The sequence below is a fragment of the Nostoc sp. CALU 1950 genome, assembly GCF_051172895.1.
GTDB lineage: Bacteria > Cyanobacteriota > Cyanobacteriia > Cyanobacteriales > Nostocaceae > Nostoc > Nostoc edaphicum_A.
Map to the genome: position 1 here is coordinate 1 of NZ_JBDNJQ010000142.1, position 22,329 is coordinate 22,329.

At 41.0% G+C, this 22,329-nt stretch carries 24 protein-coding genes; 10 read left to right on the forward strand and 14 right to left on the reverse strand.

Annotated features, from left to right (window positions below):
• The 7 genes from ABF638_RS28645 to ABF638_RS28675 all read left to right on the forward strand — a co-directional run.
• Positions 1–488, forward strand: a 488-nt coding sequence (locus tag ABF638_RS28645) for a tetratricopeptide repeat protein (RefSeq protein ID WP_435026279.1), incomplete at its 5' end; no start/stop codon positions are given.
• Positions 489–789: 301 nt separating this feature from the next.
• A complete protein-coding gene (locus tag ABF638_RS28650; protein WP_435026280.1) occupies positions 790–1,431 on the forward strand; it encodes a ParA family protein in 642 nt (213 codons plus the stop codon).
• Position 1,432: 1 nt separating this feature from the next.
• The gene (locus tag ABF638_RS28655; protein WP_435026281.1) at positions 1,433–1,666 is read left to right on the forward strand and encodes a hypothetical protein; all 234 of its coding nucleotides are present in this window, start codon (positions 1,433–1,435) and stop codon (positions 1,664–1,666) included.
• 121 nt (positions 1,667–1,787) lie between these two features.
• Positions 1,788–3,098, forward strand: a complete 1,311-nt coding sequence (locus ABF638_RS28660; RefSeq protein WP_435026282.1) for a hypothetical protein — start codon at positions 1,788–1,790, stop codon at positions 3,096–3,098.
• Between the two features lie 19 nt (positions 3,099–3,117).
• Complete coding sequence (locus tag ABF638_RS28665) at positions 3,118–4,164, forward strand: hypothetical protein (protein WP_435026283.1); 1,047 nt, start codon at positions 3,118–3,120, stop codon at positions 4,162–4,164.
• Between the two features lie 146 nt (positions 4,165–4,310).
• Positions 4,311–4,496, forward strand: coding sequence for a hypothetical protein (locus tag ABF638_RS28670; RefSeq protein ID WP_435026284.1), 186 nt, complete (start codon positions 4,311–4,313; stop codon positions 4,494–4,496).
• 61 nt (positions 4,497–4,557) lie between these two features.
• Complete coding sequence (locus tag ABF638_RS28675) at positions 4,558–6,741, forward strand: NACHT domain-containing protein (RefSeq protein ID WP_435026285.1); 2,184 nt, start codon at positions 4,558–4,560, stop codon at positions 6,739–6,741.
• Positions 6,742–6,801: 60 nt separating this feature from the next.
• Here the strand turns inward: ABF638_RS28675 and ABF638_RS28680 are convergent, their stop codons facing one another.
• The 13 genes from ABF638_RS28680 to ABF638_RS28740 form a co-directional block, all read right to left on the reverse strand.
• Positions 6,802–7,395 carry a tyrosine-type recombinase/integrase gene (locus ABF638_RS28680; RefSeq protein WP_435026286.1) on the reverse strand — a complete coding sequence of 198 codons (594 nt, stop codon included), beginning with the start codon at positions 7,393–7,395 and terminating at the stop codon, positions 6,802–6,804.
• Positions 7,396–7,692: 297 nt separating this feature from the next.
• Positions 7,693–8,106 (reverse strand): putative toxin-antitoxin system toxin component, PIN family, encoded by a 414-nt coding sequence (locus ABF638_RS28685; RefSeq protein ID WP_435026299.1) that lies wholly within the window; start codon positions 8,104–8,106, stop codon positions 7,693–7,695.
• Positions 8,096–8,371 (reverse strand): hypothetical protein, encoded by a 276-nt coding sequence (locus ABF638_RS28690; RefSeq protein ID WP_340097124.1) that lies wholly within the window; start codon positions 8,369–8,371, stop codon positions 8,096–8,098. The genes ABF638_RS28685 and ABF638_RS28690 overlap by 11 nt, the downstream gene beginning before the upstream one ends.
• A 351-nt stretch (positions 8,372–8,722) precedes the next feature.
• Entirely contained in the window at positions 8,723–9,832 is a 1,110-nt protein-coding gene (locus ABF638_RS28695) for an AlbA family DNA-binding domain-containing protein (protein ID WP_435026287.1), read from the reverse strand.
• 83 nt (positions 9,833–9,915) lie between these two features.
• Positions 9,916–10,494: an ATP-binding protein gene (locus tag ABF638_RS28700; protein ID WP_435026300.1), complete on the reverse strand. Its 579-nt coding sequence runs from the start codon at positions 10,492–10,494 to the stop codon at positions 9,916–9,918.
• Between the two features lie 3 nt (positions 10,495–10,497).
• Positions 10,498–11,313, reverse strand: coding sequence for an AlbA family DNA-binding domain-containing protein (locus ABF638_RS28705; protein ID WP_435026288.1), 816 nt, complete (start codon positions 11,311–11,313; stop codon positions 10,498–10,500).
• Between the two features lie 680 nt (positions 11,314–11,993).
• Positions 11,994–12,200 carry a hypothetical protein gene (locus ABF638_RS28710; RefSeq protein ID WP_340095436.1) on the reverse strand — a complete coding sequence of 69 codons (207 nt, stop codon included), beginning with the start codon at positions 12,198–12,200 and terminating at the stop codon, positions 11,994–11,996.
• Positions 12,201–12,269: 69 nt separating this feature from the next.
• Positions 12,270–13,724, reverse strand: coding sequence for a hypothetical protein (locus ABF638_RS28715; RefSeq protein ID WP_435026289.1), 1,455 nt, complete (start codon positions 13,722–13,724; stop codon positions 12,270–12,272).
• A complete protein-coding gene (locus ABF638_RS28720) occupies positions 13,721–14,311 on the reverse strand; it encodes a hypothetical protein (protein WP_435026290.1) in 591 nt (196 codons plus the stop codon). The genes ABF638_RS28715 and ABF638_RS28720 overlap by 4 nt, the downstream gene beginning before the upstream one ends.
• A 58-nt stretch (positions 14,312–14,369) precedes the next feature.
• The gene (locus tag ABF638_RS28725; protein WP_435026292.1) at positions 14,370–15,017 is read right to left on the reverse strand and encodes a hypothetical protein; all 648 of its coding nucleotides are present in this window, start codon (positions 15,015–15,017) and stop codon (positions 14,370–14,372) included.
• A gap of 128 nt (positions 15,018–15,145) precedes the next feature.
• Positions 15,146–15,793: a hypothetical protein gene (locus ABF638_RS28730; RefSeq protein WP_435026293.1), complete on the reverse strand. Its 648-nt coding sequence runs from the start codon at positions 15,791–15,793 to the stop codon at positions 15,146–15,148.
• Between the two features lie 12 nt (positions 15,794–15,805).
• On the reverse strand, positions 15,806–16,315 hold the full coding sequence (locus ABF638_RS28735; protein ID WP_435026294.1) for a hypothetical protein: 510 nt from the start codon (positions 16,313–16,315) through the stop codon (positions 15,806–15,808).
• 589 nt (positions 16,316–16,904) lie between these two features.
• Entirely contained in the window at positions 16,905–17,474 is a 570-nt protein-coding gene (locus ABF638_RS28740; RefSeq protein WP_435026295.1) for a hypothetical protein, read from the reverse strand.
• A 257-nt stretch (positions 17,475–17,731) separates the two neighbouring features.
• On the opposite strand from ABF638_RS28740, the gene ABF638_RS28745 reads away from it, so the two are divergent.
• The 3 genes from ABF638_RS28745 (at position 17,732) to ABF638_RS28755 (ending at position 21,675) form a co-directional block, all read left to right on the forward strand.
• The gene (locus tag ABF638_RS28745) at positions 17,732–17,941 is read left to right on the forward strand and encodes a helix-turn-helix domain-containing protein (protein WP_322697192.1); all 210 of its coding nucleotides are present in this window, start codon (positions 17,732–17,734) and stop codon (positions 17,939–17,941) included.
• A 184-nt stretch (positions 17,942–18,125) separates the two neighbouring features.
• Positions 18,126–18,365: a hypothetical protein gene (locus ABF638_RS28750; protein WP_435026296.1), complete on the forward strand. Its 240-nt coding sequence runs from the start codon at positions 18,126–18,128 to the stop codon at positions 18,363–18,365.
• Between the two features lie 229 nt (positions 18,366–18,594).
• Positions 18,595–21,675, forward strand: coding sequence for a DUF3987 domain-containing protein (locus ABF638_RS28755; protein ID WP_435026297.1), 3,081 nt, complete (start codon positions 18,595–18,597; stop codon positions 21,673–21,675).
• Positions 21,676–21,901: 226 nt separating this feature from the next.
• Here the strand turns inward: ABF638_RS28755 and ABF638_RS28760 are convergent.
• On the reverse strand, positions 21,902–22,329 hold a 428-nt coding region (locus ABF638_RS28760), incomplete at its 5' end, for a HEAT repeat domain-containing protein (protein ID WP_435026298.1).

The following is a 22,329-nucleotide window of genomic DNA, read 5'->3' on the forward strand; positions in this document are numbered from 1 at the left end:
CGCTTTTGTTGCAAGCCTTGCAACTAAGAAGACGCTTGTTAGGAGATGAACACCCGGACGTGGCACAAAACCTCAACGACCTAGCAAATCTCTACGCCTCTCAAGGCAGATACAGCGAAGCCGAACCGCTTTTGTTGCAAGCCTTGCAACTAAGAAGACACTTGTTAGGAGATGAACACCCGGACGTGGCACAAAACCTCAACGACCTGGCAATTGTATACATTCCCCAAGGGCGGTACGCAGAAGCCGAACCGCTGTTGCTGCAAGCTTTGCAACTAAGGCAACGCCTGCTGGGAGAACAGCATCCCGATGTCGCTACCAATTTCAAAAACTTGGCTGAACTCTACAATTCTCAAGGACGGTACACGGAAGCTGAACCGCTTTACATAAAAGCTTTGGAAATTGCTGAACGAGGCTTAGGGGTCAATCATCCCAATACAATCACTGTCCGTGAAAATCTCAAATCTTTGCGTGATCGCCACGTTTAGCGATCGCAACCGAAATAGTTCAGTTTTAACTAAAATGTTGCCAGAAGTTGGCACGGTGATGCCAAGTTCAAAACCTACGTAAAAGCTTGCCGTTTGTCCTGAACACTTTGTAAGTAAATATGGGTTCTTGTCAGATTTTGGTGATGAGAATCTGGGATAGTCACGACCGCGATCGCCTTGATTGAAGGACGAAATCGTTATTTCGTTAAATCGCTAATTCTTGCTTAAACGAAATCTCTCTGTACGATTAAGCGAAAACACGATATAACTAATTCGCTATAGGGCGAAAGGACGAAATTTGATGACCGTATTGGTGGGTGTCATTTCTCAAAAAGGAGGGGTAGGTAAAAGCACCCTTGCTCGGCTCATTGCTCGTGAATATGCTGCTGCTGGCTGGGATGTAAAAATTGCCGACCTAGATATTTCTCAAGGTACGAGTACGGATTGGAAACAACGCCGCGAAGTAAATGGTATCCAGCCGGAGATTGCTGTTGAACCATTCCGCACTGTAGCACAAGCGCTTAAACACGCCGATGTTTATGACCTCATGGTTATGGACGGGCCACCGCATTCTATGCAAGGGACATTGGAAATTGCCCGTGCAAGTGATTTACTTGTCTTACCCACTGGTTTATCACTGGATGATCTCAAACCGTCTGTACTGTTGGCGCATGAATTGGTAAATGCCAAAATTCCTACGGAGAAAATTATTTTTGTTTTATGTCGAGTCGGCGATCGGGAGAATGAAATTGAGGAGGGCAGATCATATATTCATAAAGCTGGATATGTCACAGTGGCTGGCTCAATCCCCGAAAAGACAGCTTATCGTCAGGCAAGTGATAACGGTCGTGCTGTTTCTGAGGTCACGTTTCCTACCTTAAAGCAACGGGCAGAACAAGTAGCCCAAGGAATTATTGATTTGTTGAGCAAGCAAGAGGGATGATATGGCAACCAAACCACCACCACCACCACGCAAACCAAGTAAAGGTGAACCCCCTAGCAATAAGGAAATAAAAGATAACTTGGAGAAGCCTGAACCAGGGGAAACAGCCAACCTGAATTTTAAAGTGCCTGCCGAGTTCAAGAGGGATTTTAAAATTGCGGCTGCTACTTATGGGTGTACCCAGGTTGAACTATTACAGCGAGTTTTCAAATACTGGACAGATAATCATGGCTGATCTTTCGTTGTTTCGCTAAATGACGAAAAGACGATTTCTTTATTTCTTCTTTTAGCGATTTATGATTTCGTGGTTTTCAACACAAGATATACTAACAAAGCATTAGGGAGATATTCATTAGATGAAAAAAGTTAATCATTCTTACACAGCAGAAATTTTTGACACTAGTCAATATACAAAGCAAATAAAAAAAGAAAACTTACCAACTAACATAACTACTTCTCAGCATCCTTTTCATAGGTGGTTCAATTTTATAGCAGGTTTTTCTCCTGAATTCGTTCATGCATGTTGTGCTGAAATTGATGGGGAAGTAGATGCAATTTTATTAGATCCTTTCGCTGGCTGTGCCACTGCACCATTAGTAGCATCTCAGAGAGGCTTGCGAGCAATTGGATTTGATGCTCATCCTGTTTTTGCTCGGATTGGCAGAGCTAAATTAGCATCTCACCTTTTTTTACAGGAACTTGACTGGATTGAGAAAGCAATTAAAGAAGGCTTAGAGAACCCAAAACCTTTATCTTTATTAGCTTCTGCACCCTTAATTTTCCTTTCAAAGCTTTTACCAGAAGACAGTCTTAAAATGTTAATTGGAGCGCGAGAATCTCTTAAAAAAAATAATTTATTTGAGAGTGATTTAGCTTTTCTTGTTTTGTCAAAAATTGTTGAACTTTGCTCTCATTCTCAAACAGATGGAATTTACAAAGCCCCTACATCACGAAAAAAAGCGCTCTCTCCATTTGAAGCTTGCAACAAAGTTACCGAGATGATTCGCACCGATCTTAATTCGCATAGCGTCTTCAACTATCATCAGCAGGCTTCTATTATTTTTAATTCATCTGAAGCTATGAGTGAAGTTGAAGATGAATCTATTTCAATCGTTGTTACATCTCCCCCATATCTTAACAATTTTGACTATGCAGAAATGACACGTATGCTTCTGTATTTTTGGGAAATTGCCACATCTTGGGCTGATATAACTGATAAGGTTCGCTCTAAACTTATTGTTAATACTACAACAGCCCTTAGAGGACACAAAGCCAAGCAGGATATGTATCGAAGCAATATTCCTAATCAAATTCATACCCACTTAGATGTCATTGTAGAACAGTTACGTGAACAAAGAAAGATAAAGACAGGTAAAAAGGAGTATGACTTTCTCATTTATCCGTATTTTTCTCAGATGACAAGGGTTTTAGGCGAGTGCTATCGTAGCATGAAACAAAATGCTCCTATTCATATAATGATTGCTGATTCCGCGCTTTACGGCGTTCATATTAGTACACCTCAGATACTAGAAAAAATTTTAGATAGTCTTAGTTTTAGAAACATTAAATGCTCTTTAGTCAGACAACGTGGACATCGATGGATTCTTGCGAAACGGGACGGTTCGGAAACGGGACTCGGTGAGTATCATATAACAGCAATGAAGTAATTATTAGGGAGTATTATTAATGTCAAAAGTCCCTGTTACCCTTTATCAAATTGCAGATGCAGAGATTAGACGATGTATTGAAGATTATTTAGATTTAACAAAATTGACAATAAATCTTGCCGATATAAATTCAGAAATTCTTGAAGATGAACGAAAACGAACTATACTGCTTGCAGGCTTAGGGGTGTATGGTAAAACTTTGAGTGCAAATGAGGCATACGAAGAATGGAAAAGACGCCAAGCAATACCATTTGATTTAGAAGCTGCTATTACATTTGGTGTATATCGTAATATTCGTCAAAGTGGCATTGATTTTCTTGATTACGTTGATCAGCAAACGAAGGGTTTTACTGATTTTAACCCGGAATTTATTCAGAAAAATCCATATTTACTGCCGATTCTACAGCATATTAGTGGTATTTTTAGTAAATCAAGTCTTAAGAAGCAAATTGGCTCCGTTTCTGATACGTTAATATCAAAACCTGCGGCTCAACGTCTTTCAAAACTACTTCAAGAAAGAGTTATCCCAGATTCTGTTAACAAAGGTGAAATTCTTAAGCGTCTAGAATCAACTTTAGAAGGCATTGTTCGTGATTTAGTAGGTCGTGTTCTTCTTGAATCTATAGTTGATAGCGCATTACGTAATCTTGGTCTCTCATTCCAGCGGGAGGGAGAATATACATCTCTTGCTGGAGTAATTTATGATTTTCGGGCTGATTTCGTATTACCTAATTCAAAGGAGCCTCTAGCCTTTATTGAGGTTCGTAAATCTTCATCGCGGCACGCCTCCTTATATGCAAAAGACAAAATGTTTTCTGCAATTAATTGGAAAGGTAAAAATGCAAAGCTCCTAGCCGTGTTAGTAGTAGATGGAGAATGGACTAAGGAAACTTTGCGTGTTATGGCTAATGTGTTCGATTATGTTGTGCCAATAGGACGCGTACCATATCTCGCTGAAACTTTAAAAGCATATTTAGAAGGTGACGATTCAAAACTAAAATGGCTAATTGAGTTTCGTATTACGCCTGTAATATCATCTAGCACAGAAAATAAAGAAGAAAAGTAACAAAAAACAGATAAAAGGTTTTCCTGGTAATTCTACTATTTACCGTTTTCAGGATCGGTAATTCCCAATGCCTAGCCGCTTCCGCCTAACAGGCGATCGCAGTTGGACTGTTAGCCGTGCAGAAATTGAAGCGAAGAACAAAGCCCTTGAAAGCTGTAAATCCCAACGCCAAAGTTGAAGAAGATGCCTGGACTCCAGAAGAACTGTTGGACTTTATTGAGCAGAAAGGGGAGGAGGTTGCTCCCGGCATTGGCAGTCTTGCGGCGTTCATGATGTATCAATTCACCAATGGGAAAAAACCATTGCCTGTAATTGTCATAACGGAACTTTGAGCCAAATAACACAATAATGCTTTAAATTTTAAATATATTCACTGGTAATCCTATGACAGGAATGGAACCTTTAATAGCAGCAGCGGCGGCATCAGCTGTTAGTGGCGTAGCAGTTCCTATTTTTCAGTCACTTTGGGGAGGCGGAGGTAAGCTTTTAGGACTGTTTGGCAAAACTCTAGATGAAAAAACTAGGGAGTTAATTTTTACTGCATCAAAACAGTATGTTCAAAACTACGAAGAACGACACGGTATTCTCAAAGTGTTAGGAATGCGTGAACCTGTAAAATTGGAATCGGTCTATACAGCAGTTCAATTTTTAGATAATGATGCCATCCGTAGTTTTGAATCTATTGAGAATTTAGAAAAATTCTATCGTGAAGCTAAAAGCCGCACGTTTCAATCTCAGGAGGCAAGTAAACAAGAAGGAATTAAAGTTGCTAATGATAAACAATATCTGATGGTGCTTGGTGGCCCTGGGGGTGGCAAGTCTACATTTCTGCGAAAGATGGGACTAGAAACACTAAAAGGTAAAAGAGGAGGATTTAAACACACCTGTATACCAGTTTTTATTGAATTAAAAAGGTTTACATCTAGTGATATTGATATTGAAAAAATTATTGCGAAAGAGTTTCATACTTGTGGCTTTCCATCATCTGATAAATTTACAGCCAAAGCCTTAGAAGAAGGGAAATTACTTATTCTGCTAGATGGGTTGGATGAAGTACCGACACAAAACTTGAATGAGGCGATTAGTCAAATTCAAAACTTTGTTGATAAATACGATAAAAATCGCTTTATTGCCTCCTGCCGCAAGCCTGCTTACCGCAGTATTTTTCGCCGTTTTAGCGATGTGGCAATAGCAGATTTTGATGATGCCCAAATTCAGCAATTTATTTATAATTGGTTTTATTCAGAAGCAGATAAACAAGCTCAGACAGGCGATAAATGTTGGGAGTTATTGCAAAAACCAGAAAATAAAGCGGCTAAAGAGTTAGCCCACACGCCTTTATTGCTGACATTCTTGTGTTTAGTATATGACCATTCCCAGAACTTTCCAGATAATCGTAGTGTTCTTTACCGCAAGGCACTGCGGATATTGCTAGAAGAATGGGCATCAGAAAAGCGAATTCTCCAAGATGAAATTTATCAAGGTCTGCACACAGAACTAGAAGAAATATTACTATCGGAGATTGCCTATATAGGTTTTGAGTCAGACAGGCTGTTTTTTTCTGGGCGTGATATTGTTGGGCAAATCAAAACATTTTTGGCAAGTAATTTGAATGCACCTCAGCATTTAGATGGTGAAGCAGTTTTGAATGCCATCGCTATTCAACAAGGGATTTTGGTAGAACGAGCAGAGGATGTATTTTCTTTTTCTCATCTAACATTACAAGAATATTTAACAGCGCAATACATTGATGATCATCGCCTAGTCGAAAAATTAGTTACTGAACACCTGACAAATAGACGTTGGGAAGAAGTGTTTTTATTAGTAGCTGGTTTAATGCGGGGTGGTGCAGATGATTTGCTGTTGTTGATGGAAAAGGAAGCACAAAAGTACGTTAACATACCGAAGTTGCAAGCTTTATTCAACTGGGTAGAACAGATAACAACTGGATCTGCTGGGGATTTAAAACCTGTTGGTAAACGAGCAGTTGCGATCACCAATGCCAACGCCATCGCCATCGCCTACGCCTACGCAGAAGCCATCGCAGAAGCCATCGCAGAAGCCATCGCAGAAGCCAAAGTCAAAGCCATCGCAGAAGCCAAAGCCATCGCCAACGTCAAAGCCATCGCCAACGCCTACGTCTACGCCATCACCATCGCCTACGCCTACACCATCGCCATCGCAGAAGCCAACGCTTACTCCTACACCATCGTCGAAGCCAACGCCTACGCCAAAGCTATCGAATACATTCGTAAACTTGAAGAATTAAAAATCTTCAATAACGTTAACTTTACTATGCTGATTGACCAACTGAAAGAACAGGAAACTAAAATTCCTGATGATAAACAGCCAACGGAAGTGCATCGGACATTTATTAAGTGCCTCTCACAAACCTTACTCAATGCTTTCAACCTCAGCCCAGACATAATCAATTTGTCTAAGGAAGAAGCGAAAGCACTGGAAAATTATCTCTACGCTAATTACCTGATCATCGAGTGCAAACTAGTATCTGTACGGGTGTCGCCCACAACCTGGGAAGGGATTGAAACCCGGATGTTTTTGGTTCCGAGTAATTGAACAATTTGGCATCAAGGCTAATATCCTGCCTGCCAATGATATTAGTGAATTAAAATCTACTCAAAAAGGCTGTTCCCACTGCCAATCAAAATGTTCAAATCGCCTGGGATTCTCCGCCGTGTAGCGAACGGTATTTTGAATCTGCTTATGCCCCAAATAGCTTTGAATATCCCTAGTTGAGCGATTCTGTTCTGCCAAAAAATAACCGCAACTATGCCGGAACATGTGCGGATGCACCTTAATCTGCAATCCGGCTTTTTCGGCCGCACGTTTCACAATTTTCTCAATCCCATCCACCGACAGTGACTTACCTCTCTCATTTGGAAAAACAAAATAACTATTGGCAGAAATCTGCTTTAGCTGCCCCAACAAATCCACTTCATCCTGTTGCATCGGGTGATTCCCACTTTGACTCCCCTTGAGCCGCTTGATATAGATCACCTTTCGCTCTAACATGACTGCATCCCATTTCATCGTCGCTGCCTCCCCCGGTCGCAGCCCATGCCGAAATGACAGCAGTAGCAACGCCGGATCTCTAACTCTATGCCGACCCCGCTCCCCCGCCGCCTTAATCAGAATTTTCATTTCCTCCCAAGTCAAATACTCCCGGCTCCGATATTCATCATTATTCAACCGCCGAAACGTCGTACTCATTCTCTTACTGTCCGATAAATAGACTGGAAATCCGACAGCTTTTATTGTCCCAAACACCTGCTACTTCGTGAACCACTCACCTCAATTAAGTAGGGCTTATCTTTCATCTGCCAAAAAACTCTCTACAGAGAGCGATTGATAAAGCTGGCTTATACATACTGGTCAGACACCCGGCGATATCAATACTGATATCAGTTGCGTCCTGGGGTGAAAGCTTGGTTCCGTAGAAGTTGGAATGAGAAACCATAAATAACTTTCCTTAACAGAATTGGGTTGTCGGGTGTAGGGTAATTCATCCTAGTTCTTTGCCAAAAATTCTTGAACAGTCAGAATCTCAATGCCCCTCCAGGGGTTTAGCACCAGCAAATCATCATCTCCGGTAACAATACACTCTGCTTGACCACTGAGTGCTAATTCCAGATATTTGTTATCTTTGGGATCTCGGCATTCATTAATCTGCTCAGTCACGTCAATAAACTGAGCGTTTTCTGTTAAATTTTCTAGAAATTCTTGCCGCCTTTCTTTGGTGAGATACCTATCAAATTTGGGACGATATAAAACCTCTTCTAATTCCGATAACACAGAACTTGATAATACGATAACGCCAATAACAGTAGCTTGATCTAATGCCTGACGTGGCTTGCTTTGACTAAACAAAAATGCACTAATCAGCACATTAGTATCAAATACGAACCGTCGATTATTCGTCATCATTCAAAATCGATTCTAAGATTTCAGGCGTTAATCCTCGCTCTTGTGCTTCAAGGCTAGCTTTATCCATCGTATTTCTTAAACGTGCAATGGACTCAAGTCTCGGAGTTGTAAATTGAGACTGCATAATTGCCGCAATCTTAAGTTGCAATTGTTCCCGTTCTTCTTCAGTGGCATTGCGGTATGCCTCTGCTACCAAGGAGGGAACTTTGATGGTAATTTCTTCTTTAGTAATCATGGCCTGTTCGCTTCCATAATTTCTCATCTTTAATCATGTTACTTCCTTGGCTCAGAGTTCCCCCCCCATCAGGCTCTTTGGAGTAAGAGGTTGAAGAGAATATTTTGAAAATGTCTTTGAGATCCCGACGAACTGGGAGACGCTGCGCTTTCTGTAGGCGGTATCGGGGACGGACAACAGATTAACTTGCGGAGATGTCAACACCTTGGCAGCCTGTCCCCGACACTCCGCTGAAGGTGAGAAGAGAAAATTTCTGGTTACAGAACCTTGTCGGCGCTGCAAAAATATTTAGAGGTGCTGGATGAGGATTTGGAATTGGCTGTTTCAACGCTCAGATTTTCGAGGCATAGAAAGCTTGTTGCAAAATTCTCAGCAACCCTAGTCTTCCAAATTATAAGTTTCTAAACTATATTTTGCAACAACACTTGAGTCAAGACGGTCTATTATGTCAATAAAAAACTTTGTGGCTTCGCAAAAATCATTAAGGCTAATTTTATGCTCATCACCTAAATTTACGCTACTCAACTTAATTTTAGATAAAAATTGTGTGTCTATAATACCATTCTTGTGAGTATAGAGATGTCGAATCTGAAAATAGTTTTTTGCTTGTTCGATTTCACTCTCAATAAATAAATCTAAATTAGTAAATTTCAAAGCTTCCATAAAGCTTTTTTCGTTACCTCTGGTAAGATTTTTCACTTGTTCATTAGCTGCAAAGTTAATAAACTCTTCCATGTTTTGACAGTTAAGTACATCTTCTACTGAAACTTTATATGATGAACGTAACGTTTCTGGTTTAGCAAGATGTATTTCTATAAGTAAGTTAACTAAATAAGTTTCAAATGTATCAATTAATGAAGAAAAGAATAGACGTATCAGCATTCTACCATGCTCAAAATCACTCGGTACTTCAGTTTGAGTAGAGAATAATATATTGATTGATAAACTGGAAGTTTGCTTAACTATAGTAAGCAAATTCCTATAATGTGATAAAAGTTTTATTTTAGATGCTGTCGCATTTTTACTTACTTTTAATAGCCGCTCAAAAACTTTCAATACACAATCAGGTTGTTGATACTCTCCTAAATCGAGATTTGGTGCTGATGGTTTCTCTAAAAATATAATGTTCTTATTACGGATAAAAAGTTTATTTTCTGTAAAGATTTTGTTTGAAGACTTTGCAATTTCTACAACATATAACTTTTTAATATTGAAATCTAATTCAACTTCTAGTGGATAATGCTTAACTTCTGGACGAGGATGAAGTCGAGCAATAGAAGCTTCTACCATTGCAGCAGAAGGTACGTTATCAGCTAAACCTATTATACTTGTATTGTCATCAACTCCTAAAATTAATACTCCTCCCTCTGCATTAGCAAATGCTGCGATTGTCTTAGCAATTACAGTGGAAGGCGGTACTGCAAGCTTATATTCAAGGTTTTGTCCTTCTGGTTGACCTATTAATAGTCTTACTTTTTCATCATTCATAATCATAACTTATTATATTTTGAACTTCATTAGCGGAGAAACCAAAATATTTTATTCTGAGGTAAACTATTTATAATAGCTTACTATGTTTTAACTTTACAATAAGCAGATTTTTTACCTTTTGCATTGGGTACAGGTGATATTAAACCTCTTTTTATCAGTCCTTTAACTGTTTTTTGATAGTCATAATTAGATTTAAAATGACATAGCCTCTTTATAAAAAAAACATTTATTTCTTCGTTATTTTTTAGATATTCTAATATAATCTCTTCTGATGAAGCTAGACGTTCATGAAGTATATATACTATCAAACTGTTAGATTTTTGCTCAATTTTTGGATGCTTAAAACCTAACATATTCATAGCTCTAAATGCTGTATTAAGTCCTTCACCAATATCTTTATTAGGTGGATCTGGAAACTTATTAATAAGTCTCCCTAACCTGCCATTTCTAGAACATCTTTCTTCGAGAATATTTTTAATAGTAATATGCCCAGGTAATCTGCCTGGGCTTTCCACTTCAATGCGATTATCAAATATTCTAATATGAATATCATCTGCAATACTATAGTCTCTATGTAAAACTGCATTAGTAATTATTTCATGAAGTGTTTCAGTTGGATAATTAATTTTTTCTAACCCACAATTACCTAATCTAGGTATTGATTATACTATCTCTCTTGTTTTTATAACAGCAGTTTTTATTTGGCCATAAATATCACCTTCAATAGTTATTGGATCAAAAGCTAAACTCTCTCTAACACCTTCACTGTTTGCCGTTCTGTATCTATATATTTTAATACCACAATTTTTTGGTATAACTGCTTGTGGTAAATCTGAAAATAATAAGATACCACATACAGTTGGTAAGTTTTTACGGATTAATTTTTCTTTGTTTAACCATACTAAAGGTTCTGATTCAATATTTTTTTCTCTTAAGAAATATAAAAGAACATTTGAGCTAGAAATTTCTTCAATCTCAATATTAGAAATTGTTTGATTTTCAAAAGGTTCTATTCCTTTATCATATAATATTCTTCTGATACCTTCTTCATCCTGGCGTTTATTTTCTGCGTTCCTTCTAAGATAAACATCTTGAACTGAAGTCCGAATTAAGGTATTACTTTTAGGGATCTCAATATGCAATATCAAATTTTTATTAGAAAATAGTAAAAACTCATATAAACATCCTTGCTCTGTCCGAAACAAATTATCAATAGTTGTAATAAACTCATTTGCATTTTCTTGATTTTTAAATCCTTCCCAAAATCTCTGCTTACCTTGTTTTCCATTTTCTGAAATAGTCTTTTCTGCAATTCCAAGATATACCTCCCCGCCATCAGCATTAGCAAATGCTGATATTGTCTGTGTGAGTTTGGCTGGTTTAATTTCAATTGCTTTTAAATCTAAAAAATGGCTCTCTTGGAGTTCTAATATTTTTACATACTCCTTGTACATTACATTTCTAGTTTTAATCGACATTCTTATCTCCTAATAAACCATCATTTAAGTACAGTAGGTACTACCTACCGCAACCTTATGATGCCCAAATGAATATCAAAACTAGCTGCCTTGTACATTAGATTTATCACTGATTAGGGCAGTAGGTAGATTTATGTGCAAAAACCTTCCTTCTTAATTCGTTTGTTGTAAAGCCTCTTGTGCCCAGAGCCAATGTTAAGCAACAGGAGTGAACAGTACTGGCAGTCAAAACGCTTATGGTAAGGCAGTTTGAGCTTTTACAGCACAAGCGTTTGTTACTTTTTATCCAATTGTTATATTTGATATCAACTGCCATATCAAAATTGCTTCAACCTCATCATCTCGTGATGCCCCACCGAACTGTGGACACTTCGTTTAGAGCCGTTGCTGTGGGGGACGGGCAATAATTTACTCGTGGGAGTGCCCCCGACATAAGCACCCAAAACTACTTTTTATCAATCAAAAAATACATTGGTGGTTTTGGAGCTATGCCGGAACAAAGCCACTCATAAAAAGACAGGATCATCGCCCGGCATACACTCCAAAACCCCCTCTTTCATTAGGACTAGCTCCGACCGAGCAGTATTGAGTGTGCAACATCAGCGCCTAAAACGCTTGTAAACAAGCACTCTTAACTAGAAAGCGTCTACATCTGTAGACATGAGAGATTCGGGTGCGAGTCAAAGGTAAGAATTTACTTGTTTCCCCTGAGTTGACCACTTCTCATCTAGAAGCCGACAGGCGACATAGACAACTTTTTGAGGGTTGCGCTTATGTCTTCCAATCATATTCCAGGAACGAACAGTATAATCACCTTGATAACCTAAAACAAGTGCTAGCTCGTCGTAAGTTAACTGCCATTTTTTCTTAAATTCTATTGGGTGCATAAATGTAAATACCTCACTATTTTTAATCGACAAAGTTTTCCGGTTTTGTGACTCACGAGAAATATTTCTTTAACGAGCGCTAAGAAATCTGAGCAAGCTATCAGGATAAAACCAGTCAGGAACTGTGACGCGCTCCGATTCAATTAGATTTCCGTCATCATCATAAAGACCACTGATTTCAGCATGATTTAGAGGTGCGCGACCGTTCTTTGACTTGCGCTTGATTTGGATAGTTTCGGTTTGCCTTAAGTCATTAAAACCCTCAGCATTGCCAGAAGCAGCATTAGTAAAAGCATGAGCAATGCAAACTAGATATTCGGCTGCTTTGCGAACATCAGTAAGAGAATGTCTCACAAATCTTTTGACTGATTCTTTACAATCATCTTGCATAGAAAGCTGTGTCAATTCATCCCAAAGTGTTTGAATAGGGGTGTCGTTTTCTGTACGGTCGCTCCAACGTTGAACAGCTTCATCCATTGCCTCACCAATTGCTAAATAATCGTTGCGTTCGCCGATTAATTCTGGCTCCAAAGGTATCAACAACTTCCAAGCTTTAGCTCTGTTCTTATGTCCATGAGCATCAACGATTGATGTAATGTTCCAATCAAAAATCGCCTTCCTACACATAACAATTGATGCAGCAAAACTACTTTTACCACTGCCTTGACCTCCTAACACCCAAACTGGTTTTGTTGATTCAATGACATCCCATAGCCAGCCACCCTCATGATTTTTCAAAAGTTGAACTAATTCTTGGGCGCTCGTGCCTTGTGGAGCCTTAACTTTTTCATTACTGGGATTGATGTTTTCTGCGTCCGCCTTGCGCTTGTCTCTTCTGTTTTCAGCAATGGATTTGTCAGCTACGGAGTCGGCAACTGCGAACTGTTTAACCGTGTTGCTAAACTGTAAATCTTCAAGCTCTGACTGACGCTGATACTGTTGTTGCAATTCCTCAAGAGAGATATAGCGTTCTTGGACTAACAGATTATCAGCGCGTCTGTCGATGTCCTTCTTATGCTTGTCTGAAATCCGTGTTGATTCATGTGACTGCAAATCGCGCTCAGTCCTAGTAATTAAACCTTGGCGCTTAATAGCTGTCTTAAAATATTCCAGACGTTGAAAACTTGACTCGTTGTCAATCTCATCTTTTGCAGCCCAGCAGTAATAACCCATCCAGACAAAAGCAGGCGCGACTAATAACCACAGACTAGGATTCTCTGATGGAGCCAAATCGTTAGTAATGAAAGCACCGTCAGGGAGAGACACAACATCATTAAACTGTCGTGACTTCCATACTTCTGTAAGTAATCTGTACTTGAAACGGCAATATTTATTATCAAGTGCCGATTGTGATTTTGCAGGTAATTCATAATGCTTAATTGTGCGTTTATTGGCTGTTGCCGGACAAAATCGCACTTCAGTAAACGGATAAGGGTGCGGTGTCTGCCCGTAATAATAAGCGCTGAAAAGCCCCAGAAGTAAAGCTGTGACAGCACCAACTTTTAGTAGTGGTTGAGCCTTCATGACTTGGATTTGTGGATGCCGTAAACAACACCACCTGCCACTAATGCACCCACCACAAACACAATAGTTTTGTCTGATTCTGGCAGACGGTTAAAATCTTCTACAGTTGCTTTGATGTTGTCATAAGTCTTGTGTGAGTTCTGCATTGTGGTGTAGAAATCGCCGATAGCAGTCCACAAAATGAAGCATCCGAATATTGTTTGAAAGAGAAATTTTATCGCCTTGTCCATGTCCGTAAAAACCCATCCTTCAGGAGACTTGTTTACGGTGAACTCCAACAAATCACGATTGACTATTTGATTAATTCCCAACACAATAGCGACCGCAGGCATTAGCCCCGCCGAGCCTGTAGCTATTACTAAATACTTAGCCAAGCAATAGGAAGTAACACCCCAGCCGCAAGATTCAATTCCTTTCAAGACAGCGCGACTACGGTTAAGCTTTTCAATTTCCTTGGCTTTAAATCTTTTAATAGCTTCTTGTTCATCCTGGGTAAATGCAGTATCAGGAAAGTCTTGATAGAAGCGTGATTGTTCGGTGTCCCCGTCTTGCAATTCGGTGTCAAGTTCATCTAACATTGTTCTCATGACGAATTTTGATTTCCCCTACTGAGCGGTAACTTAGTAGGGGATTTTTAGATGCTGATTACTCGAAAATCGTAGAAACAGCAGTACGGAACGCTTGCACTAATTTGTTAGTCGTGAATGACTTACGAGGTACTAAATCAAGGTCTGAACCTTCGCCATAAGTCAATAGATGTTTTGCCTTTTCCGTTTCATAAGTCCTATCAGCGTCTAGCTGTGCCTTCACGGGTCGCGCTAACTGCGATTTAGCAGCTGCTAAATGGTCAACCTTACTCATGTGATAGTCGATGTAAGCCTTGAGCTTAACTAGGTCGATGCTTTCTCTGTAGCGCTGATTCTCTAGTGTGCGGTCGCTGGCCAGCTTCAATCCGATTTCTGAGCGCTCATGACCGTACTTTAAATTTGCGATCGTTAAATCGGCATTGGCTTTATCAATGGCAATACCAGACGCACCAGCTTGCTTGTAAATCTCTGCAAGTCCTTTGTTGTACTCCTCAGTACCCTTGATGAACGCTGACAGGTTATCTGTGATGTAGGGCATGATGGTTAAGATGCGTTCGCCCTCGTTGCCCATTTCCCCTACTTTGGTCAGCGCGGCATCGTCACCATTGATGCAACCCATGATTAAGCTGTCTGCAACGCCTAATTTCTCAGCCCTTGCCTTCAGCTTTTTACCATGCTTGCCGACTAGATTCTTGATATGTTTCACGTTTTTGACTCCTGTATGTGCAACATTCCGTCATAAACCATTGAGAGAGGGGAGCCGCGAGTGCAATTAGTAACGGTATCCCCACAAGCCCAATCAACAAATGCTTGTAAGTGAGATTGCCTCCGGGCTTAGTCGATGATTCCGGCGAAAGATAACGCGAGGTCTGCAAACTGGCTTTTGTAGTCCAGGGCGGTGGCCTCCATCGCTTGCTTGATTTGGGTCAGTTCACTGCCTGCAACATCATCCATCTCTGCCAGTGTCTGCCTGATTTCGTCAGCTTTGCGTCGGATTTTGGATACTTCTTGATTCTTGAATTCCCTTGCAAAGTGGACGAGGGCGTTAAAAATCGCCTCGTTTAACTCTTTTCTGGATGCGAAGGTGGAAGCGATGGACACTGTAATCTGTTTCACATCCGCCGCTTTTAGTTCAATTCCTGCGCCTTGTGCAATGTCTGCAACGAGGGCTTGCTTTTCTTGCTCACTCAGGACAATCTGATTCTCTGCTTCGGCAACTGTAAGCTGACTCTTATTAGGTTCTCTTTCCGGCTCTGCATCTACTGTCAAAGTTTCTTCAACGGGTTCATCAACTACAGATAATCGGTTGGTTGCTTTTTCTCTGAGATAGTCAACGGCTTGGCTCAATTGCTCTTTGGTGGGATTGTCAAGGTCATCGCACTCGACAGCAAGCGCAGCCGTTGTGTAATCATCTTTAGTGAATCCTTGATAACCCTGTTTGTACAAACGAGCGCGGACGTTATTAGTAAATTTGTCAGACATGATGATTGCTCCTTAGAGGGCTAGTGTTAAAACTTCGGTGGTTGCAGATTTCATTGGTTGCGGTCGTCTGTTGATTGCCCATTTAGCAGCAACAAACGCAACAAGTGCTAAATCCTTGCATTGGTAAGTATTTTCAGCGCTGAAAGATAGTCCAGCACGTTCAAACCAGTAGTAAGGAGTGCTACGCGGTACGTCATCAAGATTGATTTTTAGATGCTCTGCAAGAAGCTTTAAGAACTCTCCCCCCTGATATTGAGCATCTATTTCATAGAAATGCCTGAATGCTTGCCAGCGTTCACTAAACCCCTCACCCCGACCTGTAAAGCTGCCGTAGCGCCGTTTAAATCCGGCGAATGTCTCAACTATTTTTTGAGCGTCACTACCCAGTACGTTGAAATTAAAATGCTGTTTCAAAGTAGCTACCACTCGATACCAAGTGATATCAGCAATCTCTTTTCCTAACTCACGCTCGTAGATTTGTTTTAGCTGATGATACTTAGCGATATACTGTTTCGTTGCCACATTACCCCCTAGCTATTACTTAGGTGTGTATAAAATCGATGCGTATTCCGAATGCGTCCAAGGTTTTTGATGTATGCAATTAGCTGAAAAGGGGTATTTGGTACGACCCGCTAGCTGAAACCTATCAATAACTCTGAAAAATAACTCTGAAAAATTTCAAAGTATGTTTTTTCGTCGGCTATAATCACGCAATAACAAGCCTTGCCAGAGTTTCTGATATATTGACAAAATTCCTTTTACCCCCGTAAAAGCGCCCCTTTTGGACTAGTTGACGCGCTTGTAACTTTGCTTTTGAACGTTTTGCGCGGTGGTAGATGTTACCAAGGTTTAGAACAAACTCAGCTGTATTGAGTTGTGATTTATCTCTGCTGTGTGCTGTTTATATAAGCTCGGCACTTCGTAGCAGCGCCTTAGCACCTTGTCACGATTGAGCTTTAAGTCAGCACTCTTAGACTGACGCGGTAAAGGACGGAAATAGTACTGAGTGTATCTGATACTGTCGCTACTGGTTAAATATCTGTACAGGGTTCCATTAATCCAGTAAGTTTTGCTCTGGCTCAATAGCGTGACGCATCCTACAAGCTCTTTATCAATCATCATTCTTGTCTCTCGCAACACACGCGCCTGTCAAGCTTGCACCTAGAAAGACCGCGATAGATGCAATGGCGCTTCCTTCAAAAATTTTGGCGTTGTAGATCCATGTGGGTTGATATTCCTCGCCTCGACTTTCCTCAATCCGGTCAAACCCGTGACAAAAGATAGAACCAACTACCATAAAACTAGTAGTTACCAAGCTCACAATTGCTACTGATGACGCTCCATTAAGTATGAATGAGTTAATCTTTTCACGCCAATTCTTCACACGGCGAATGTGCATTACTGGCTTTTGTTCTAGATATGAATGCCACTCTGGATCAGTAAAATTCAAGGGCTTGGAATCACAATGATCGTGTTCGTCAAGTAGTTCGCCCACTGCTTGTATTGCATCCCCTAGCATCACATCTGGGGAGTATTCCAGTTGGCTGAATTCCTCAGAATCTCGGATTTCTATGAGCCAGCGATCTATTGCTTCTAACCTTCGTAATTGATTTTGATTAAGCATTGTTCTCTGAAGGGGTAGTTCGTTGATTGCTTCTAAGTTGCGTAAATTAATATGCATGAATCCTCTCTCCTAGTGCAGACACGCACAATTACCGCGACCGCATATATAGAGCGGACGCAATGCAAATAACCTGTGTTCGTAGCTAAATAATCGTGTTTGCCTGAGTTATTGACGCATCAATAACCCAGGCACTATGATAATAGTACAGGCTACCTTGTAATGTCAAGATAAGTTACCATATAAAGCTAGCCGACAATTGCAAGCTTAACTGGCATAGTGTTAAATGGGAATCTGATAATACCAGACGGGTTGCCATGCCAGTTCGTAACACTGTGAGGAGGTTTATTGAAGAAAAGCTCAAAATCACACGCTATCAATTTATGAAAGAGACGGGACTATCAAAAACCACAGTGTACGCGCTGTGCGACAATTCTGAGCAAATACCCAATGGAATAGCACTTAACAAAATCTGTGACTGTTATAAAGTCCAGCCCTGTGAGTTATTGGAATGGAGCGAGGATTAAGCGATTGCGTACAAAAAAAAAGGAGGTAATTTTACCCATTAAAAGAAACTAGGCAATGGTCAGCCGCAGTATCGGAGGAACGCTGTAAAAAGAATAGCCAGGAACACTTTTAAGCGGTTGGTCGAAATCATCGACACAGAAGACGAACCTCTACCAATTGTTTGTATTTTTGAGGACTACCCAGATGACTGAGACAGCAACCCAAATACCACTAACTGCATTACTCCCCATGCTGACAGCTATCAGCGAACGGGACTATCCACATTTTAAAGAGCTTGAGATTGATTTTGCTTCTATTCACGGTGTAGAGGTGTGGGAGTATGTTTTTAATTTTCGTCTCAAGCCAGCACTGGATAAGGACTCTGACCGTTGGCTGTTAATTCAAAAATGTAGCAAGGGCTTCACAGTAAAGGATGTAGCTTGATGATGGGAATTGCCATACACCCATTAGGAAAACAGGTTCACAAATGACGAAACCCACTCGACCGGGAAGTTAAGCGGGTTCCATCATTTCTAGATTTATCACGGGTAACTCCGAACAAAAAGTTTAAGAGGCTTTTTCGGAACCGCGATCGCAGCTCTATGATAACTAGTTCTGCGGTCGTGTTGCAATAAGGAGTTACCCGGATTTTAAAAAATTCGAGGTAATACAAGTGCATACTACACAAATCAATCCAACGACCGCAGAGCGTCTAATTTCCGGCTTACAGCAAATTCCTGGTAACTGGGCCTTAACTCCTGTTACAGACAATAAGCGCCCTTATCGTCAAGACTGGCAACAAGAAACAGCACTAAATAGGCAAACGCTGATTAAAGAACTGCAATCAAACAGAGCTTTTGGCTACGGCATCCGCACTGGAGTTGTATCAGGCGGAATTTTAGCCATTGATGCCGATGGTCACGCAGCAGAGGCACTACTACAAAAGCTTTCTGATGGCGACTTACCCGACACAGTAATTTTTAGCTCTGGCAAAGCTGGACGTAGACAATTACTTTACTTTGTAACACAGGATTACTGGCAACTAGTAAAAACTGTCAAGCTTAAAACTGGAGTTAAGGACGATGACGGTAAAGAACAGTTACTAGAATTTCGCTGGAATGGGCTGCAAAGCGTACTACCGCCATCAGTACACCCCCAAACTGGTAGTTATCATTGGGTGCGATCGCCGCAAGATGTTGAGGTTGCAAACTGTCCAAACTGGGTGATTGAGTTGATGCTGAATCAGCAACAGCCCGTGCAAGTTCCACAGCCCAAAACTAAGCCAGTGCAAACTACAGTCAGCACTCGCCCAAATTTATCGATATTTCTAGGACGTGAGGACAGAGATTTAGTAGAGCATGGCACTGGTGACGGTGGACGTAACTCAGCAGCACAAAAACTCAGCCTTAATTTAATCGCTACTGCCCGTCGCCTCCAAGAATTGGGCATTGACTACGACGGCGACCCACGCGCCCTTTATGACCAGTTCTGCTATCATTGCACCCCACCCCTTGGCTCCGATGTTCGTGGTGAATCTGAGGGCTGGTGGAAAAACGCAGACACACACGCCAAGCAACCATCTTTGGATGACGAAAAACTACAAGGATGCTACACCGCTTGGTTAAACAAGCAAAAAGGGACACATAGCCAAAAAACGTTAACCGTACAAAAGTCTATTGTCAGTACTGACAATAGCTTATTGTCAGTGCCACCACTGACAATGGAAAGAATTGCTAAACAAGATTCTCAGTCTATTGTCAGTGTTGTCAGTGGCATCTTAGCCTCTAATTTAGATGACATAGAAGAGAGTTTTAAATTAGACTTACTCTGTACGGAATTAGGAATTAACCAAAAGCTTTTTGACCGCATTGTTGCTAGGGAGCGTGTCAAACTGGATGAGGTTTTGCCAGAAGATGAAATGCGGCTCAAGTCGCTCATCGAGTGGCGAAATACTAAAATTGACTGGGATGCTATCTTACCCGCCCCTCTAGCCCGTGATTTAATCCATGACGCGGATGTTTTGAATGTTGATCCAGTTGTAATCTGGCAGCCCTTAATCAGCGCTGTCGCCTCTTTAGCCGGCACGACGATAAATCTGGATATGCAATCTCATAAAATCCCCTCTGTACTGTGGACTGTGACAGTTTTAGAGTCCGGCGGCGGAAAAACCCGCGCAGACAGCTTGGTTGTAGCGCCATTGCGAAAAATGCAAGCCGAGGCAGTGCAGCGCTACAAAGATGCCGATAATGATTACAAACGGGCGCTAAAACAGTGGGAGAAAGGCGGCTGTGAAGGGGATGAGCCAGAGCCACCAGCTTTAAGGAAGTATCTGTTTGAAGTCGCAACCATTCAAGCTGTGTTAAAGCGCTCTGCTGAAAACGCCGACAATGGGGCGTTGTGGGCAAGAGATGAAATAGCGGGGCTGTTTAATTCCTTGGGCCAATTCTCCAAGGGTGAGGATGAAAGCTTGCAGATTTTGTTAAAACTTTGGGATGCAGCCGCCCTTTGTGTAGATCGGACATCTTTAACTGACAGTTATTTTGCCGAACGTACAGCCGTTTCTGTGACGGGTGGTATTCAACCCGGTGTATTTCGCAGAATCTTCAAGGATGCTGACGACAATAACGGGTTGCAAGCGAGAATGTTGTTTGCAGTTCCCCAGCGTCGTAAACAGCGATACATAGAAGGCTTTTGTCAACTTAGCGATCGCTTGCCCCTACTTTACAAGTGGCTGGAGCAATTACCAGAACTCAACGTCAAAATCAGTCCCCAGGCTAAAGCATATTACAAAAAGCTAGTCGAGGTAATTGGCGACCAAATAGAACAAACGACACACGCAGCCATCCGTAATTGGATGTCGAAACTAACAACCCAGGTTTTGAGAATTGCATTGAATCTGCACCTGATTGAGTGTTTTTACTCACCCAATAGCCGAGATATTACAACGCTGCAAAAAGATACCCTAGAACGCGCTGTCAAGCTTGCCCAATACTATCGCAGTGCTTTTCACGTTTTGCAAGAGAAAGTCAGCAATAGTGATGAAATTAGCTCAATTTTGTTGCAAATTTATGACCGTGCTTCCCAAACATCAGACGGCGTTTCTGTCCGTGACATTTATCGACCACTGGATAGCATCAAGTCACGAGCCAAGGCCGCAGGCAGAGAACCCAGTGCCTACACTCATGATTTATTTCTCAAACTGGAACAAATGGGTTATGGAGAAATTGTACGTAAAGGTCGCTCTGTAAGATTTGTGGCATCAAAATTTGAATCCGGTGAAAAACCCTTTTCAACCACTGACAACACTGACAATGAAGAAAAATACATCTCTAAAGCTCTTTTTAACGAGGAATTTAATGTCAGTGATAGCCACTGCCAATCACTGACTGTCAGTACTGACAATAGCGTTTTGTACTTAGAGTACGGACAAGATAATGTCATGGATAAGACTGAAATTCCGCCGCAGGATGATTCAATTCCTCAGATGCCAGTTGAAGCTGTTGACCCAGTATTAACCGAGCTTCAAGAGGTCAAAACTAATGCAACTACACCAGAAATTACCAAAGGTGCAAGGGTGCGGGTTCACTGCCCTGGTAGCAAGCGTCATGGCTTAGAGGGGATTGTAACCAGGTTTGTCTATGAACAGGGCTTGCTCAAAGCGATCGTCAAACTAGAAAATATTGAAGCAAGTTTAAGAATATGGGAATGCTTTGTACCAGGGCAGGAGGGAATGAGACTGGAGTTAGTTGAATAAGGGCATGAGTATCAGGATTTGCCTAATACCGTGGTTCTACTTAAACCATGCTGATTAAGCAACACGAGTGTTGCCCTAACTAACTTTGGACATGAAAGCCAGACTCCCAAAGCCTTTTGAGAGCCAATGCTGGGCATCGCTGTTGCGCGGTCGCAGTTTTTCATAACGTAAGAGCCACCAATTACACGTAATGGCTCTTATGTGGAATGTTGTCACCCTCTCATCACTAACTAATTGACTTAAACCAAGCCTCATAGAACTGAGGATAAGTCATTTTTTTTGCATAGTCCCAAATAATTCGATAGCACCTAGAGAATAAATCATAGTCATTTTCGTAAGTATTATATGATAAGCAATTCTTCAAAATGCTAACAACATACGCCATCTGCCTCTCTCCCATTATTTTCCCTAAGCTTTCTGCCGCCTCCTTACGCATCAAACTATCAACCTGTGAGTTACGGATAAGTACTATCAACCCTTCAATTGCTGTTTGGTTGCCGAAGCCGATTTTCTCTAAGCTTCTTGCCGCCTGCCCACGCATCAAAATATCATCCTTTGGGTCACGGATAAGTAAGATCAACCCTTCAATTGCTATTTGATTGCCAGGGTCAATTTCCCCTAAGCTTTCTGCCGCCTGTCTACGAATATCACTAT

Coding starts and splice junctions, on each gene's coding strand:
- ABF638_RS28675 (WP_435026285.1), top strand. CDS start 4,558: ATGGAACCTTTAATAGCAGCAGCGGCGGCATCAGCTGTTAGTGGCGTA.
- ABF638_RS28655 (WP_435026281.1), top strand. CDS start 1,433: ATGGCAACCAAACCACCACCACCACCACGCAAACCAAGTAAAGGTGAA.
- ABF638_RS28745 (WP_322697192.1), top strand. CDS start 17,732: ATGCCAGTTCGTAACACTGTGAGGAGGTTTATTGAAGAAAAGCTCAAA.
- ABF638_RS28710 (WP_340095436.1), bottom strand. CDS start 12,200: ATGCACCCAATAGAATTTAAGAAAAAATGGCAGTTAACTTACGACGAG.
- ABF638_RS28705 (WP_435026288.1), bottom strand. CDS start 11,313: ATGTCGATTAAAACTAGAAATGTAATGTACAAGGAGTATGTAAAAATA.
- ABF638_RS28720 (WP_435026290.1), bottom strand. CDS start 14,311: ATGAGAACAATGTTAGATGAACTTGACACCGAATTGCAAGACGGGGAC.
- ABF638_RS28730 (WP_435026293.1), bottom strand. CDS start 15,793: ATGTCTGACAAATTTACTAATAACGTCCGCGCTCGTTTGTACAAACAG.
- ABF638_RS28650 (WP_435026280.1), top strand. CDS start 790: ATGACCGTATTGGTGGGTGTCATTTCTCAAAAAGGAGGGGTAGGTAAA.
- ABF638_RS28715 (WP_435026289.1), bottom strand. CDS start 13,724: ATGAAGGCTCAACCACTACTAAAAGTTGGTGCTGTCACAGCTTTACTT.
- ABF638_RS28685 (WP_435026299.1), bottom strand. CDS start 8,106: ATGACGAATAATCGACGGTTCGTATTTGATACTAATGTGCTGATTAGT.
- ABF638_RS28690 (WP_340097124.1), bottom strand. CDS start 8,371: ATGAGAAATTATGGAAGCGAACAGGCCATGATTACTAAAGAAGAAATT.
- ABF638_RS28665 (WP_435026283.1), top strand. CDS start 3,118: ATGTCAAAAGTCCCTGTTACCCTTTATCAAATTGCAGATGCAGAGATT.
- ABF638_RS28750 (WP_435026296.1), top strand. CDS start 18,126: ATGACTGAGACAGCAACCCAAATACCACTAACTGCATTACTCCCCATG.
- ABF638_RS28680 (WP_435026286.1), bottom strand. CDS start 7,395: ATGAGTACGACGTTTCGGCGGTTGAATAATGATGAATATCGGAGCCGG.
- ABF638_RS28660 (WP_435026282.1), top strand. CDS start 1,788: ATGAAAAAAGTTAATCATTCTTACACAGCAGAAATTTTTGACACTAGT.
- ABF638_RS28740 (WP_435026295.1), bottom strand. CDS start 17,474: ATGCATATTAATTTACGCAACTTAGAAGCAATCAACGAACTACCCCTT.
- ABF638_RS28695 (WP_435026287.1), bottom strand. CDS start 9,832: ATGAATGATGAAAAAGTAAGACTATTAATAGGTCAACCAGAAGGACAA.